The 13,841-nt window shown below is 41.4% G+C and carries 13 protein-coding genes; 11 read left to right on the top strand and 2 right to left on the bottom strand.

From position 1 onward, the window contains the following. Positions 1 to 233: 233 nt before the first annotated feature. From ISP07_RS06630 to ISP07_RS06615, 4 genes are all read left to right on the top strand, one after another. Positions 234 to 497, top strand: coding sequence for a DUF4212 domain-containing protein (locus tag ISP07_RS06630; protein WP_054551160.1), 264 nt, complete (start codon positions 234 to 236; stop codon positions 495 to 497). A 10-nt stretch (positions 498 to 507) separates the two neighbouring features. Continuing rightward, positions 508 to 2,232, top strand: coding sequence for a sodium:solute symporter family protein (locus ISP07_RS06625; protein WP_199530158.1), 1,725 nt, complete (start codon positions 508 to 510; stop codon positions 2,230 to 2,232). Positions 2,233 to 2,351: 119 nt separating this feature from the next. After that, positions 2,352 to 4,190 (top strand): DUF294 nucleotidyltransferase-like domain-containing protein, encoded by a 1,839-nt coding sequence (locus ISP07_RS06620; protein WP_054551335.1) that lies wholly within the window; start codon positions 2,352 to 2,354, stop codon positions 4,188 to 4,190. An 8-nt stretch (positions 4,191 to 4,198) separates the two neighbouring features. Continuing rightward, positions 4,199 to 4,822 (top strand): 3'-5' exonuclease, encoded by a 624-nt coding sequence (locus tag ISP07_RS06615; RefSeq protein WP_199530157.1) that lies wholly within the window; start codon positions 4,199 to 4,201, stop codon positions 4,820 to 4,822. Positions 4,823 to 4,836: 14 nt separating this feature from the next. Here the strand turns inward: ISP07_RS06615 and ISP07_RS06610 are convergent, their stop codons facing one another. Next, the gene (locus ISP07_RS06610; RefSeq protein ID WP_199530156.1) at positions 4,837 to 5,115 is read right to left on the bottom strand and encodes a type II toxin-antitoxin system RelE/ParE family toxin; all 279 of its coding nucleotides are present in this window, start codon (positions 5,113 to 5,115) and stop codon (positions 4,837 to 4,839) included. Next, entirely contained in the window at positions 5,112 to 5,396 is a 285-nt protein-coding gene (locus ISP07_RS06605) for a type II toxin-antitoxin system RelB/DinJ family antitoxin (RefSeq protein ID WP_199530155.1), read from the bottom strand. The genes ISP07_RS06610 and ISP07_RS06605 overlap by 4 nt, the downstream gene beginning before the upstream one ends. 298 nt (positions 5,397 to 5,694) lie before the next feature. Here ISP07_RS06605 and epd point away from each other — a divergent pair, with 298 nt between their 5' ends. The 7 genes from epd to ISP07_RS06570 all read left to right on the top strand — a co-directional run bounded on the left by epd (position 5,695) and on the right by ISP07_RS06570 (position 13,825). After that, a complete protein-coding gene (gene epd, locus ISP07_RS06600; protein WP_054551164.1) occupies positions 5,695 to 6,711 on the top strand; it encodes an erythrose-4-phosphate dehydrogenase in 1,017 nt (338 codons plus the stop codon). A gap of 42 nt (positions 6,712 to 6,753) precedes the next feature. After that, the gene (locus ISP07_RS06595) at positions 6,754 to 7,929 is read left to right on the top strand and encodes a phosphoglycerate kinase (RefSeq protein ID WP_209327150.1); all 1,176 of its coding nucleotides are present in this window, start codon (positions 6,754 to 6,756) and stop codon (positions 7,927 to 7,929) included. 196 nt (positions 7,930 to 8,125) lie between these two features. Further along, complete coding sequence (gene fba / locus ISP07_RS06590) at positions 8,126 to 9,190, top strand: class II fructose-bisphosphate aldolase (protein ID WP_187490641.1); 1,065 nt, start codon at positions 8,126 to 8,128, stop codon at positions 9,188 to 9,190. Between the two features lie 400 nt (positions 9,191 to 9,590). Further along, the gene (locus ISP07_RS06585; RefSeq protein ID WP_228290540.1) at positions 9,591 to 10,541 is read left to right on the top strand and encodes a porin; all 951 of its coding nucleotides are present in this window, start codon (positions 9,591 to 9,593) and stop codon (positions 10,539 to 10,541) included. A 146-nt stretch (positions 10,542 to 10,687) separates the two neighbouring features. Further along, on the top strand, positions 10,688 to 11,377 hold the full coding sequence (gene phoB, locus ISP07_RS06580; protein WP_054551169.1) for a phosphate regulon transcriptional regulator PhoB: 690 nt from the start codon (positions 10,688 to 10,690) through the stop codon (positions 11,375 to 11,377). A 56-nt stretch (positions 11,378 to 11,433) separates the two neighbouring features. Beyond that, positions 11,434 to 12,765: a phosphate regulon sensor histidine kinase PhoR gene (phoR, locus tag ISP07_RS06575; protein ID WP_138616392.1), complete on the top strand. Its 1,332-nt coding sequence runs from the start codon at positions 11,434 to 11,436 to the stop codon at positions 12,763 to 12,765. Between the two features lie 91 nt (positions 12,766 to 12,856). Beyond that, positions 12,857 to 13,825 (top strand): PstS family phosphate ABC transporter substrate-binding protein, encoded by a 969-nt coding sequence (locus tag ISP07_RS06570; RefSeq protein WP_054551171.1) that lies wholly within the window; start codon positions 12,857 to 12,859, stop codon positions 13,823 to 13,825. Positions 13,826 to 13,841: the final 16 nt, after the last annotated feature.

Below are 13,841 nucleotides of genomic sequence, written 5' to 3'. Positions count from 1 at the left end.
AGATCATTCGTTTTTACTATTTTCGCTATTTCGCAAATTTATCTTTATAGGTTAAGTTATTGTTAAATATTGATTTTTACTATTTATTAACAAATGATGTTTTGCAGTTTACGTAAACGTAAACTGACTGTTACGACTATGGTCTCAATTCCATAAATCAGAACCCTTGCTAACTTAGTTAATGACAACTAATACCACTCATTACTTTTTTGTAATGCATAAGGGGATAAAAAATGGCTTTTAAAGATGAAGAACAAGCAAAAGCTTATTGGGCGGAAAACCTCGCACTGCTATTTAAATTATTAGCAATTTGGTTTGTCGTGTCATTTGGCTTCGGCATTTTACTGGTAGACGTACTTAACGAGATACGTTTCTTTGGGTTTAAACTCGGCTTCTGGTTCTCCCAGCAAGGCGCTATTTACACCTTTGTTGCTTTGATTTTTGTTTACGTTTTCAAAATGAATACGTTAGATAAAAAATACGGCGTAGACGAATAGGAGCTAAGCAATGGATGTTCAAACACTCACGTTTATTATCGTCGGTTTAAGCTTCGCGCTTTATATCGGCATCGCAATCTGGGCTCGTGCTGGGTCAACAAATGAATTCTATGTTGCAGGGGGCGGTGTACCGCCGCTAGCAAATGGTATGGCAACCGCTGCTGACTGGATGAGTGCGGCATCGTTTATCTCAATGGCGGGTATTATCTCGTTTGCGGGTTATGACGGTGGTGTGTATCTAATGGGTTGGACAGGTGGTTATGTACTACTTGCACTTTGTTTAGCTCCTTACCTACGTAAGTTTGGTAAGTTCACGGTACCTGATTTCATCGGTGACCGTTATTACTCACAAGCTGCACGTGTTGTTGCAATTTTATGTGCTATCTTTATCTGTTTCACATATATCGCAGGTCAAATGCGTGGTGTAGGTGTGGTTTTCTCTCGCTTCTTAGAAGTAGATATTGAGACCGGTGTTTACATTGGTATGGTGATTGTATTCTTCTACGCTGTATTAGGCGGTATGAAGGGGATTACATATACGCAAGTAGCTCAGTACTGTGTACTCGTATTTGCTTACCTTGTTCCAGCAATCTTCATTTCAATGATGATGACAGGTCACTTCTTCCCACAAACCGGTTTCGGTGCAACCCTTAGCGATGGCTCAGGACAGTTTGTACTTGATAAACTAGATGGGCTCAGTACCGAGCTTGGCTTTGCGCAGTATACCGAAGGCTCGAAGAGCATGATTGATGTATTCGCAATCACAGGCGCGTTAATGGTTGGTACTGCAGGTTTACCACACGTAATCGTTCGTTTCTTCACTGTTCCACGTGTTAAAGACACGCGTATCTCAGCTGCATGGACACTTGTTTTCATTGCAATCGTTTATACAACAGCACCTGCTGTAGCGTCATTCGCTCGTGTAAATATGATTGATACAATTAACGGTAAAGACGGTAGCGGTACAGAGTACGCAGAAGCACCAGCTTGGGTTAAAAACTGGGAAAGAACAGGCCTAATCACCTTTAATGATAAAAATGGTGACGGCAAAATGTTCTACTCAGCAGGTAAGATTGATGATCCAAACAGCGCAAACGAAGTTAAAGTGGACCGCGACATCATGGTACTTGCAAATCCTGAGATCGCAGACTTACCAGCATGGGTGATTGCATTAGTAGCAGCAGGTGGTATCGCAGCAGCGCTATCAACAACAGCAGGCTTACTATTGGTGATCTCGACCTCGGTATCCCATGACTTATTAAAACGCACCTTAAAACCAGATATAAGTGACAAACAAGAGCTACTTGCAGCACGCTTAGCTGCGATGATAGCGATTGTGATTTCAGCTTACTTTGGTATTAACCCGCCAGGGTTCGTGGCCTCGGTTGTTGCCTTCGCCTTCGGCTTAGCAGCGGCGAGCTTCTTCCCAGCCATCATTATGGGTATCTTCTCTAAGAAGATGAATAAAGAAGGTGCGATTGCGGGTATGGTGACAGGTATTACATTTACAGCGGCTTATATTATCTACTTCAAGTTCGTAAGCCCTGAGTTGAATACACCGGCAAACTGGTTATTTGGTATTTCACCTGAAGGTATCGGTCTTATTGGTATGATTGTTAACTTTGTAGTTGCAGCTATCGTACTTAAACTAACGGCTGAAACACCAGTTGAAATCCAAGAAATGGTTGAAGGTATCCGTAACCCTAAAGGTTCGAGCGCAGCACACGCGCACTAATAAAACCATTTTATAAGAACACACTCTTGACGTTTAAAAGCCCGACTTAAGTCGGGCTTTTTATTTATTTCAAACAGGGGTAGTGTAGATATTGTCTCTATTTTATAGCGAGAATGACCATGAATACCGAGCAACAGGAAGTCGCCCAATTTGTGATGCAGCAAACGCCATTTAATCAGCTTGATGGCGCTGCCAGTGAGTATTTTGTAAACCATCTCGATATTATTTATTTGACCCGTGAGAATCAAAATCAGTGGTTAAGTTCGGATAATCTAAGATTATTTTTAATTCGATCTGGCGATTATGATTTAGTTGACCCAAAAGGCGATGTGATCACTAAGTTATCAAGTGGCGATTACTTTGGTTTTCCTTCACTGTTAACTGGCGAAGCAATTCAAAATAGCATTTCAGTGCAAAAGGAAGGCATTGTTTACATGCTTAACCAAGCGGCATTTGATTACTTACGCCGTGAGTATAAGGTGTTTGAGCAATACTTTGTTCGTGCCCATAAAAACCGTTTATTGTCGTCTCATTATAAAAGTCAAAACGACAGTTGGTCGGAGAAAAAAATTTGCGAGTTGATGAATCGCAAGGCCGTCACCTTGGCGCCAGATGCAAGTATTCGTCAAGCCGCTAAAAAAATGAAACAACAGGGTGTTTCATCGATTATGTTGACTGAACATGAGCGTCTTGTAGGAGTCGTGACCGACCGAGATTTACGCAACCGCGTATTAGCCGATGAGGTTGACCCACAAGAGTCTGTTAGTAGCATCATGACGTGTAAACCCAAGTTTATTTTTGAAAATAACCGCGTGTTTTCGGCGCTACACTTAATGCTTAAGCACAATATTCACCATTTACCTGTGCTTGATGAACATCACAAACCGCTTGGTATGCTCACCAGTACTGATTTACTGCGTCAGCAAAAAAGCGACCCAGTACAATTGATTGGGCGAATTTACAAAGCGCATAGCGTGGTTGATTTAAAACGTTATTCGCAAGAGATACCCGGTTTATTAAAAGGCTTTTCGAACAATATTGACGATATCTCTTTGATTGGTAAATTATTAAGTGGCTTAACCGATGCGTTGACTTCGCGGTTAATTCGTTTGTTCCAAGAAGATAATGGTGCGGCACCAACCAGCTTTAGTTTTATTTGTTTTGGTTCGCAAGCGCGAGAAGAACAAACACTGCATTCTGACCAAGATAATGGCCTGTTGCTACCTGATGATTTAACAGAAGAACAACACGATTACTTTAAGCGCATGGGCGAGTATGTCTGTGAGCATTTAATTGAGTGCGGTATAAAACGTTGCCCTGGCAATATTATGGCGAGCAATGCACAGTGCCGTATGGGCATTAATGCTTGGACAGAAAAGTTTCATAAGTGGATCACCTCACCTACACCAGAGGCGATGCTCAATTGTAAGATATTTTTTGACCTACGTTTTATTGAAGGTTCCACTACCTTATATGCGCGCTTTTGTGAGCAGCTAAAACGCATTTCTAAAAATGACTTATTCTATGCGGCTATGGCCAGTGACATTAAAAATACGCCAGTGCCCATTGGTTTGTTTAATCAATTTAAATTAGAGAAAGACGAAAAGCAGCATAAGTACCTCGATTTAAAAAAACGCGGTGTGGTGATCATCAACGACATAGTACGTTTATATTCCCTCAAAGCGGGTATTCAGCGTGCTAATACGCAAGAGCGTATTGATGCGTTAATGAAATTTTCGTTACTCAATAAAGATGATCTCTATAACTTAAAAGACTGTTGGCGCTTTTTAACCCAGCTGCGTTTAGGCACGCAAATTAACGAAGAGGGATTGCCTAGCAACTGTATTAACCCAAATGCGTTGAATTCATTAGAGCGACATCAATTAAAAGAAGCATTTTATTTGGTTAAGCAGGCGCAACAAGCCGCCGCATTTAAGTTTGCTCGCGGTAGTTTATAGGAGAGGGTATGGTTAAACGCTGGTTAAGTCGGTATTTAGCGCGCAAGCAACTCTTGGCAGCTGATGCCTATAAAGAACGCTACATAGTGATAGACATGGAATTAACGGGGCTAGATCCTCGCCAGCACGAAATTGTCTCGGTGGCGTGGGTGATGATAGAAGATCAATGCATTAAACTCAGCGGTGCGCAGCACTTAATAAATAAAGACGTGCAAAGCTTAGAGCAAAGCCCGATTTATCACGGTATTGCAAAACAAGATATAGATACAGGTGAAAGCCTCGAAAGCATTCTTGGTAAGCTGCATCAGCATTTTGGTGAGTGCATTTTAGTGTTTCATAACGCGGCACTTGATTGGGGGTTTTTAAAACAAGCCTGCAGAACGCTTGGCTTAGATGCAAAAGCGCGTTTAATTCTTGATACCTTTGTTATTGAAAAAAAACGCCTGCACCAGCAAGGCCACGAAATTGGCCACGATGACTTAACACTTAGCGAATGCCGTAAACGCTACAACTTACCGCATTATAGCTCGCACCATGCTCTTACGGATGCCATGGCAACAGCCGAGTTATTCTTAGCCCAGTGTCATCAAATTAGTCGTGGTAAGGCATTGAAAGTAGGGGAGCTGATTTAACTTAAAGCCGCTATTTAGTCTTGAGGAAACTTTTGTTTATGATGTAAAACACGCATTACACGTATTGTGTCATCCTCAACCCAATAGGAAATAATCATCGATATTTCTGGAATAATGAGCAGTCGTCCTTTAATGCCAGCACGCTCTACACCCATCAAAGGCTGTGCTAATAAATTTTCTACCTTGGCTTCAATAAGCTCATCGGTTTTGTCTGCAGCACTTGGATTAAAGTGATAAAGATATTCGAAGATTTTTTCACGATCATTTAAAGATTCATCTTCCCACAGGATCATAGATTGCCTCTATTGCGTATTTTTGCTTTACGCTCAGCCATGCGGGATTTAGCTGTTTCGTTGTCGATAAAAGTACTTTCACCAGCCTCATATTTATCAAAAGCTTGATTTACTTGCTCTGTTAACCAAGCGTCATGAGACAGCGCTTTTCTTTGTTGCTCAGCTAGTTGTTCAGTGAGTTCTCTACAAGCATCACTAAGTGTTTTACCTTGGCTTTGTGCCATTTGCTGGGCAAGTCGTTTAGTTTCTTCATCAACTCGAAATTGAATTCTGGTATCCATGCTAGACTCCTCATCTATGTGTGTACAAATGTTAGCACTAGCGTGAGGGTTGGGCAACTAACTCACTTTTTAATTAGAGTTAAGGTGAGTGGTAATTTACTAACTTAAGTAGCATTATTTATCTTACTCTCTTATAAAAACTCTTCAGGTTGATTACCAAAACTGCGCCATCTAAAAAGTGTTAGGCAACTTTTATTTCATCTGACCTCTTATAAAAACTCTTCAGGTCGATTACAATACCGCCATCTAAAAGGCAGCTGCCTTTATCTGCAAGCAAATAGAGTGGATTTTCTTCTTCATGGCAATCAAACTTGCAATTAATGGTTTTGGTCGAATCGGGCGCAACATCGTCCGTGCTCTGTATGAGTCTGGGCTTGAAGATCAAATCAAAATTGTCGCTATTAACGAATTAGCCGACCCTAAGGGCATTGCCCATCTCCTTAAATACGATACATCTCATGGCCGCTTTTCATTTCCAGTTAATCTTGGCGAAGATACTTTAACGGTTGCTAACGACTCTATAGCCTTATTTGCAGAAGAAAACCCTGCAGAACTGCCTTGGCAAACTCTTGATGTTGATGTGGTTCTTGAATGTACAGGGGTGTATCACTCTCGTGAACATGCAGAACTACACTTAGCTGCGGGCGCAAAAAAAGTATTGTTTTCACAGCCTGCAGATGCTGATGTTGATGCCACAATTGTGTATGGTATTAACGATGATGAGCTAAAAGCTGAACATACGATTGTTTCAAACGGTTCATGTACCACAAACTGTATTGTGCCAGTAATTAAAGTGTTAGATGACGCATTTTCGATTGAATCTGGGGCTATTACAACGATTCATGCCTCGATGCATGATCAACAAGTGATTGATGCGTATCATCATGATTTGCGTCGTACTCGCGCTGCAAGCCAGTCTATTATTCCGGTGGATACAAAGCTTGCTCGTGGTATTGAGCGTATTTTGCCTAAGTTTCATAGTCGCTTTGAAGCCATTGCTGTTAGGGTACCCACTATCAACGTGACTGCAATGGATTTAAGTGTAACAGTGAATACTGATGTGAATTTAGCGACTGTCAATCAAGCACTTAAGTTAGCTGCAAAAGACCGCCTTGACGGTATTTTAAGCTACACAGAAGAGCCATTGGTATCGGTAGATTTTAATCATGACCCACATTCTTGTATCATAGATGGCACTCAGACACGTGTTAGTCATAAACGACTGATAAAGTTGTTAGTGTGGTGCGATAATGAGTGGGGCTTTGCGAATCGTATGCTCGACACTGCGCGTGCGATGATGGCTGTAAGCCAATAATGTATAAATATAATATTAGTATCGTTAACTAAGGAGAAGTCCATGTCGGTCATTAAAATGGCAGATTTAGATTTAAACGGCAAACGCGTGTTAATTCGTGAAGATTTAAATGTGCCTGTAAAAGAAGGTAAAGTGACCTCTGATGCGCGTATTCGTGCAGCATTACCAACTATCAAATTAGCGTTAGAAAAAGGCGCTAAAGTAATGGTGATGTCACACCTTGGCCGCCCTACGGAAGGGGAATATGATGAAGCGTTTTCACTTGCCCCTGTGGTTAATTATTTAAATGATGCCCTTGAGCAAACAGTTCGTCTTGAAAAAGACTACCTAGAAGGCGTAGACGTTGCTGATAACGAAGTGGTTGTTTTCGAAAACGTGCGTTTTAACGCTGGCGAAAAGAAAAACGACGAAACACTGTCTAAAAAACTAGCTGCATTATGTGATGTTTACGTAATGGACGCATTTGGTACGGCTCACCGTGCACAAGCATCGACTCACGGTGTGGGTTTATTTGCTGATGTTGCATGTGCAGGTCCACTACTTGCGGCAGAGTTAGACGCACTAGGTAAAGCGCTTGATAACCCAGCTCGTCCTTTAGTTGCTATCGTTGGTGGCTCTAAAGTATCGACTAAGTTAACTGTACTTGATTCACTTTCTAAAGTGGTTGACCAACTTGTAACAGGTGGTGGTATCGCTAATACCTTCATCGCAGCAGCAGGTCACTCAGTAGGTAAGTCTTTATTTGAAGCTGATTTAATTGATGAAGCAAACAAATTAAGTGCGGCAGCAAAAGCTAATAACGGTGAAATCCCGGTACCAACTGATGTTGTTGTAGGTAATGAGTTCTCAGAATCTGCAGTGGCAACACTAAAAGATGTGAATGAAGTAACAGACGAAGACATGATCTTCGATATTGGTCCTGATACAGCAAACCAATTAGCAAAAATCATTGCTAATGCGGGCACTGTTGTATGGAATGGTCCAGTAGGTGTATTTGAATTTGACCAATTTGGCAACGGCACACGTGCTATTGCTGATGCGATTGCTAACTCAAGTGCATTCTCGATTGCTGGTGGCGGTGATACGCTTGCAGCGATTGATAAATACGGCATTGCCGATAAAGTTTCTTACATTTCAACCGGTGGTGGTGCTTTCCTTGAATTTTTAGAAGGGAAAAAATTACCAGCAGTTGCTATGCTTGAAGAACGTGCTAAGTAATTAGTGCGTATGCCAGCGTAGTTATTAGGTAATTACGCTGGTTTAGCTGTTAATAAAATACCTCTCACCCTCGTTTTATTTACAGCTGTTACGGTAGGCGCGAGCTTTTCGTGATGCAGTGATGCATCAAAAAATAACTTATCCGTTCAAACTAGATAGTAGGAAACTACTGTCGATACAATTTGGAGAATACCAAATGGCTTTAATCAGTATGCGACAACTTCTTGATCATGCAGCTGAAAATGGTTACGGCGTACCTGCTTTTAACGTTAATAACCAAGAGCAAATGCGCGCAATTATGGAAGCGGCTGACAAAACAAACAGCCCGGTAATTGTACAAGGTTCAGCAGGCGCACGTGCCTATGCTGGTGCCCCTTTTATTCGTCATATGATTTTAGCTGCCGTTGAAGAATGGCCACATATTCCAGTCGTAATGCACCAAGACCACGGTACTTCACCAGGTGTATGTCAGCGTTCAATCCAGTTAGGCTTTTCATCAGTTATGATGGATGGCTCATTAATGTCTGATGGTAAAACTCCTTCAAGTTATGAATACAATGTTGATGTTACTCGTCAAACCGTTGAAATGGCACATGCTTGTGGTGTGTCTGTAGAAGGCGAGTTAGGTGTTTTAGGTTCACTTGAAACAGGTGAAGCAGGTGAAGAGGACGGCGTGGGTGCAGAAGGTAAATTATCTACTGATCAAATGCTAACAGATCCTGAAGAAGCCGCTGATTTCGTTCGTAAAACTAAAGTTGATGCACTTGCTATTGCTTGTGGTACATCACATGGTGCTTACAAATTCACGCGTCCACCAACAGACGATATCTTAGCGATTGATCGCATCAAAGAGATCCACGCGCGTATTCCTAACACGCACTTGGTAATGCATGGTTCGTCTTCAGTGCCACAAGAGTGGTTAGAAGTGATCAACCAATACGGTGGTGAAATCCCTGAAACCTATGGTGTGCCAGTAGAGCAAATTATCGAAGGTATTAAATACGGTGTTCGTAAAGTAAATATCGATACCGATCTTCGTTTAGCATCTACAGGTGCAATTCGTCGCCACTTAGCTTTAAACCCAGCTAACTTCGATCCACGTAAATACTTAGCTGAAGCAACGAAAGCAATGACTGAGATCTGTGTTGCTCGCTACGAAGCCTTTGGTACGGCAGGCCAAGCTGGTAAGATCAAGCCTATCTCTTTAGATGATATGCACCTTAAATACTTATCAGGTGAACTTGATCCACAAATCAAGTAATTGATAATAAATCGAAAAAGCCGGCTTGCATGCCGGTTTTTTTATGATTCGATCAAGGCGGATCAACGATTTACTTACTCGTGCTTTTCGGGATCACTGTTTTACTAACCTTCGCTTCCACGGATCATTATTTTACTAGTTGTATACTGATCATATGCTTTTCTTTGCTCAGCTTTTATACGAAATGCTGAGTGTCTTAACATTAAATCAACAAGTTATCTTACTCTCTAAGTAAAAAACTGATCTGTGGGTGATCAACTTGGTAAAAACCTGATCTTGATCTGATGGAGTTAGTAGATCTGTGATCCGTGATTTTTATGTGAAATATAGTCACCTTGCCTTGACCAAAAGCCCTTTATGTTCGATTTTTAAGTTACTGCTTAAATTAAGGATCGCTACCATGAATAAACCTGCCATGATGTTGTCGAGCTTTGCAATGTGCTTTATTTCTTTTCATAGTGCTGCCGAAGCTGTAGATGTGTATGGTCGGGCCCATTTAGGGGTTGCTAATAGCGACACTGGCGATGGCAGCGAAACGTCTATTGAGAGCTACAGTTCACGTATGGGTATTAAAGGTAGCGGTGAAATAAGTGATGGATTAAAAGCTGTATATAAGTTTGAATTTGCAGTAAATGCAGCAGATCAAGACAGCGATGGTAAAACTGAAGAGAATATTACCGCTCGTAACCAATATGTTGGTCTTCAAGGCAGTTATGGGCAGGTAGTACTTGGTCGACATGATACAGCGTTAAAAGTATCGCAGGGTAAAATTGATTTAATGAACGACTTTAATGGTGATGTTAAAGCCTTATTTAATGGCGAAAATCGCCTTGGCGATGTGGTTCATTATAGCTCGCCAATTGTCGGCAATATGCAATTTGTGGTCACCTACATTGCTGAAGATAACTCCAAACAAGATGAAGAAACCGGTGTTTCTGCGGCATTTATGTATGGTGATAGTAAATTTAAAAAAACGCCTTACTTTGTTAGTGTTGCCCATGACAGTAAAGTAGCCGGTTATGATACAACGCGGTTTACGGCGCAAGGTAAATTAGGCGATTTAACCTTAGGCGGTATGTATCAACAAAGCGAAAAAGTTACAGGTTCCGATAAAGAAGATGGCTTTTTAGTGAGCGCATCTTACAAAATCGATAAATATAAGTTATTGGCGCAATACCAAGATACTGATGGCAGCTTTGGTAAGTTGAAAGATTCAGGGAGTGGTACCTCTGTTGGTGTTGAACGAAGCCTGTCAAAACAAGCACGTATGTACATGTGGTATACGCAATTTTCACTAGATAATAGTGCTGATGAAGATCATCTTGCAGTCACTTTAAGGTATGACTTTTAATCCGAAATTTACTATTAAAGCGTAAAAAATGGCTATTTTTGCTTTGATTCTTTTGCGCTTTTTCAATTACTCGTTAGACTTTCATAAAAATGTCATACTTAGTCATAATAATGAAACCAGTTCGCTAACGAAAGAGATAAATTGGAATGTCACGTAAAGTACTAGTCGTCGATGACGAAGCGCCTATCAGAGAGATGCTGGTTTTTGTTTTAGAGCAAAATGGTTTTCAAGCAATTGAAGCAGAAGATTATGACTCTGCGATTGAAGCTATGGTTGAACCATACCCAGATATGGTTTTATTAGATTGGATGTTACCTGGTGGTAGCGGTATTCAAATTGCTAAGAAATTTAAGCAAAACGAATACACTCGTCAAATACCTATCATTATGCTGACTGCTCGCGGTGAAGAAGAAGACAAAGTACGCGGCCTTGAAGTAGGTGCTGATGATTACGTAACCAAACCATTTTCTCCTAAAGAATTAATGGCGCGCATTAAAGCGGTTATTCGCCGTGTTTCACCAACCTCATTAGAAGAAGCCATTGAAGTCCATGGCTTACGCCTTGACCCAATCTCACACCGTGTAACCTCAGAAGGGAGTGAATTGGATATGGGGCCTACTGAATTTAGATTACTCCATTTCTTCATGACGCATCCAGAACGTGTTTACAGCCGTGAACAATTACTTGATCATGTATGGGGAACAAATGTATATGTAGAAGACCGTACAGTTGATGTACATATTCGTCGTCTACGTAAAGCGATTGCACCATTAGGGCATGACCGTTTAGTACAAACCGTTCGCGGTGCAGGCTATCGTTTTTCAAGTAAATTATAAGTGTCATAGCAATGACCTTAACAAGCTAATTTACATACTTAAGGTAAAGTGAGTGTATGTATCGAGTAGTGAATAAACAGGCGTTAGCAAAACGCCTGTTTATGTATTTCTTACCCTTGTTATTAGTTGGCGTACTTGTAGGTGCGCCTTTTTTGCTTTTATTTTTAGGCTCTTTTGCACTGCTAATTTGGCATTATCATCAATTATATCGCCTCAGCGATTGGCTTCTTAATCAACGTAGTTTCAACCCACCCGAAGGGGAGGGAGCGTGGGAGCAAGTCTTTGAAGGGATCTATCACTTACAACATCGAAACCGTAAAAAACGTAATGAACTTGCAGACTTAATACGCCGCTTTCGTGATGGCGCCGAGGCTGTCCCTGATGCGGTAGTGGTTTTACAAAAAGATCTCAGCATCATTTGGTGTAACCAATTGGCTTTAAAGGTTTTAGGGTTACAGTGGCCTACCGATCATGGGCAACGCTTAGATAATCTTATTCGCGATCCTAAGTTTGCAAAGTACATGCATAAAGCCTGTTTCGATGAACCGCTCGAGCTTGATGGTGGCCACAGCTACGATCAAACCTTAGAGTTTCGTGTTATGCCCTATGCAAGTTCACAGTTGATGATGGTGGTGCGTGATGTTACTCGCTTAAAGCAACTTGAGCAGATGCGTAAAGATTTTGTGGCCAATGTTTCTCATGAGCTGAGAACACCACTTACAGTGGTAACCGGTTACTTAGAAATGCTTGATTCAGATAGCTTACCACCTCCTGCAATGTGGCAAAAAGCGCAAACTACCATGCTTGAACAATGTAAGCGCATGGACAGTCTAGTTAATCAATTATTATCGTTGTCGCGTATTGAAGGGGCACGTCGTCAAGATAACGATAAGCCTGTCAATGTGCCGCAGCTACTTACCTATATTCAAACCGAAGCACAGTCATTAAACCAAGATAAAGGCCATGAGCTTATTTTTAATGTTGATGCGAGTTTAGACATTAAAGGGGCTGAAGACGAATTACGAAGTGCCTTTTCTAACCTTGTTTTTAATGCCATTCATTACACCAAGCCCGGTGGCAAGATTGTGGTTGATTGGCAGCTTAAAAATAACCAAGCCGCGTTTAGTGTGACCGATAATGGTGATGGTATTGCTGCTGAACATATTAACCGTTTAACGGAACGTTTTTATCGTGTTGATAAGGCTCGTAGCCGCACTACAGGTGGGTCAGGATTAGGTTTAGCAATTACAAAACATGTACTTACAAGGCATGACAGTCGTTTAGATATCAGCAGTAAATTAGGCCAAGGCTCGACCTTTGCGTTTGCATTTGGTAGCGAAAAAGTCGTGCGTTTAACAGATAATATTAAAAAAACTGCAAAGTCATAAAAATGTCATTTAAGGGTAATCTAACTGTCATCTAGTGTCATTAGAGTAGACCGCAGTTAGGAAATGGGACGAACAAATCGGAGTAACCCCTATGAAATTCAAAAATCTCGTTGCCGCAATGGGTGTGGCTGTAACAACATTTGTATCAGCACAAGCAGCTGCAGTTGATAAAGATATGCCTGAGTACACTAAAGTAAGTGGTATCTCTGGTAACTTCTCATCTGTAGGTTCTGACACGCTTGCAAACATGATGACGTTCTGGGCAGAAGAGTACAAGCGCTTCTATCCAAACGTAAACATTCAAATCCAAGCAGCGGGTTCTTCAACTGCTCCTCCAGCATTAACTGAAGGGACAGCAAACTTCGGCCCAATGAGCCGTCGTATGAAGTCAAAAGAAATTGAAGCATTCGAAAAGCGTTACGGCTACAAGCCAACTGAAGTACGCGTTGCAATCGATGCTCTTGCTGTATTCGTACACAAAGATAACCCAATCAAAGGTTTACGTATTGACCAAGTTGATGCGATTTTCTCTTCAACACGTAAATGTGGTGCTGATGCACAGGTTAATCGTTGGAGCGAAGTAGGTCTTGAGGGCGATTGGGCAGCAAAAGATATCCAGCTTTACGGTCGTAACTCAGTATCGGGCACTTACGGTTACTTCAAGAAGAAAGCACTTTGTAAAGGTGACTTCCGTAACAACGTAAACGAACAACCTGGTTCTGCATCTGTAGTACAGTCAATCTCTTCTTCAGTGAACGCGATTGGTTACTCAGGTATCGGTTATAAAACATCAGGTGTACGTACGGTTCCACTTTCTAAGAAAGGCGACAACTTTGTTGATGCAACATTAGAAAACGTAGCAACAGGTAAATACCCACTATCTCGTTTCTTATACGTTTACGTGAACAAGCACCCTAACAAGCCGCTTTCACCAATCGATGCAGAGTTCTTAAAAATGGTTCTTTCTGTAGACGGTCAAAAAATTGTTGAGAAAGATGGTTATGTGCCACTTTCAGGTAAAATGGCAATGGCTGAACTTAAAAAGCTAGGCCTTCTGTAACAACCATACAGACATA

This window comes from Pseudoalteromonas sp. PA2MD11 (genome assembly GCF_017808125.1).
Classification (GTDB): Bacteria; Pseudomonadota; Gammaproteobacteria; order Enterobacterales; family Alteromonadaceae; genus Pseudoalteromonas; species Pseudoalteromonas simplex.
Note: the sequence above shows the minus strand (reverse complement) of the source record. Positions and strands in the feature narration are given on the sequence as shown.

What these genes read in the sequence shown, in the direction of transcription:
- ISP07_RS06630 (WP_054551160.1), top strand. Translation starts at nt 234, where the DNA reads ATGGCTTTTAAAGATGAAGAACAAGCAAAAGCTTATTGGGCGGAAAAC.
- ISP07_RS06625 (WP_199530158.1), top strand. Translation starts at nt 508, where the DNA reads ATGGATGTTCAAACACTCACGTTTATTATCGTCGGTTTAAGCTTCGCG.
- ISP07_RS06620 (WP_054551335.1), top strand. Translation starts at nt 2,352, where the DNA reads ATGAATACCGAGCAACAGGAAGTCGCCCAATTTGTGATGCAGCAAACG.
- ISP07_RS06615 (WP_199530157.1), top strand. Translation starts at nt 4,199, where the DNA reads ATGGTTAAACGCTGGTTAAGTCGGTATTTAGCGCGCAAGCAACTCTTG.
- ISP07_RS06610 (WP_199530156.1), bottom strand. Translation starts at nt 5,115, where the DNA reads ATGATCCTGTGGGAAGATGAATCTTTAAATGATCGTGAAAAAATCTTC.
- ISP07_RS06605 (WP_199530155.1), bottom strand. Translation starts at nt 5,396, where the DNA reads ATGGATACCAGAATTCAATTTCGAGTTGATGAAGAAACTAAACGACTT.
- epd (WP_054551164.1), top strand. Translation starts at nt 5,695, where the DNA reads ATGGCAATCAAACTTGCAATTAATGGTTTTGGTCGAATCGGGCGCAAC.
- ISP07_RS06595 (WP_209327150.1), top strand. Translation starts at nt 6,754, where the DNA reads ATGTCGGTCATTAAAATGGCAGATTTAGATTTAAACGGCAAACGCGTG.
- fba (WP_187490641.1), top strand. Translation starts at nt 8,126, where the DNA reads ATGGCTTTAATCAGTATGCGACAACTTCTTGATCATGCAGCTGAAAAT.
- ISP07_RS06585 (WP_228290540.1), top strand. Translation starts at nt 9,591, where the DNA reads ATGAATAAACCTGCCATGATGTTGTCGAGCTTTGCAATGTGCTTTATT.
- phoB (WP_054551169.1), top strand. Translation starts at nt 10,688, where the DNA reads ATGTCACGTAAAGTACTAGTCGTCGATGACGAAGCGCCTATCAGAGAG.
- phoR (WP_138616392.1), top strand. Translation starts at nt 11,434, where the DNA reads ATGTATCGAGTAGTGAATAAACAGGCGTTAGCAAAACGCCTGTTTATG.
- ISP07_RS06570 (WP_054551171.1), top strand. Translation starts at nt 12,857, where the DNA reads ATGAAATTCAAAAATCTCGTTGCCGCAATGGGTGTGGCTGTAACAACA.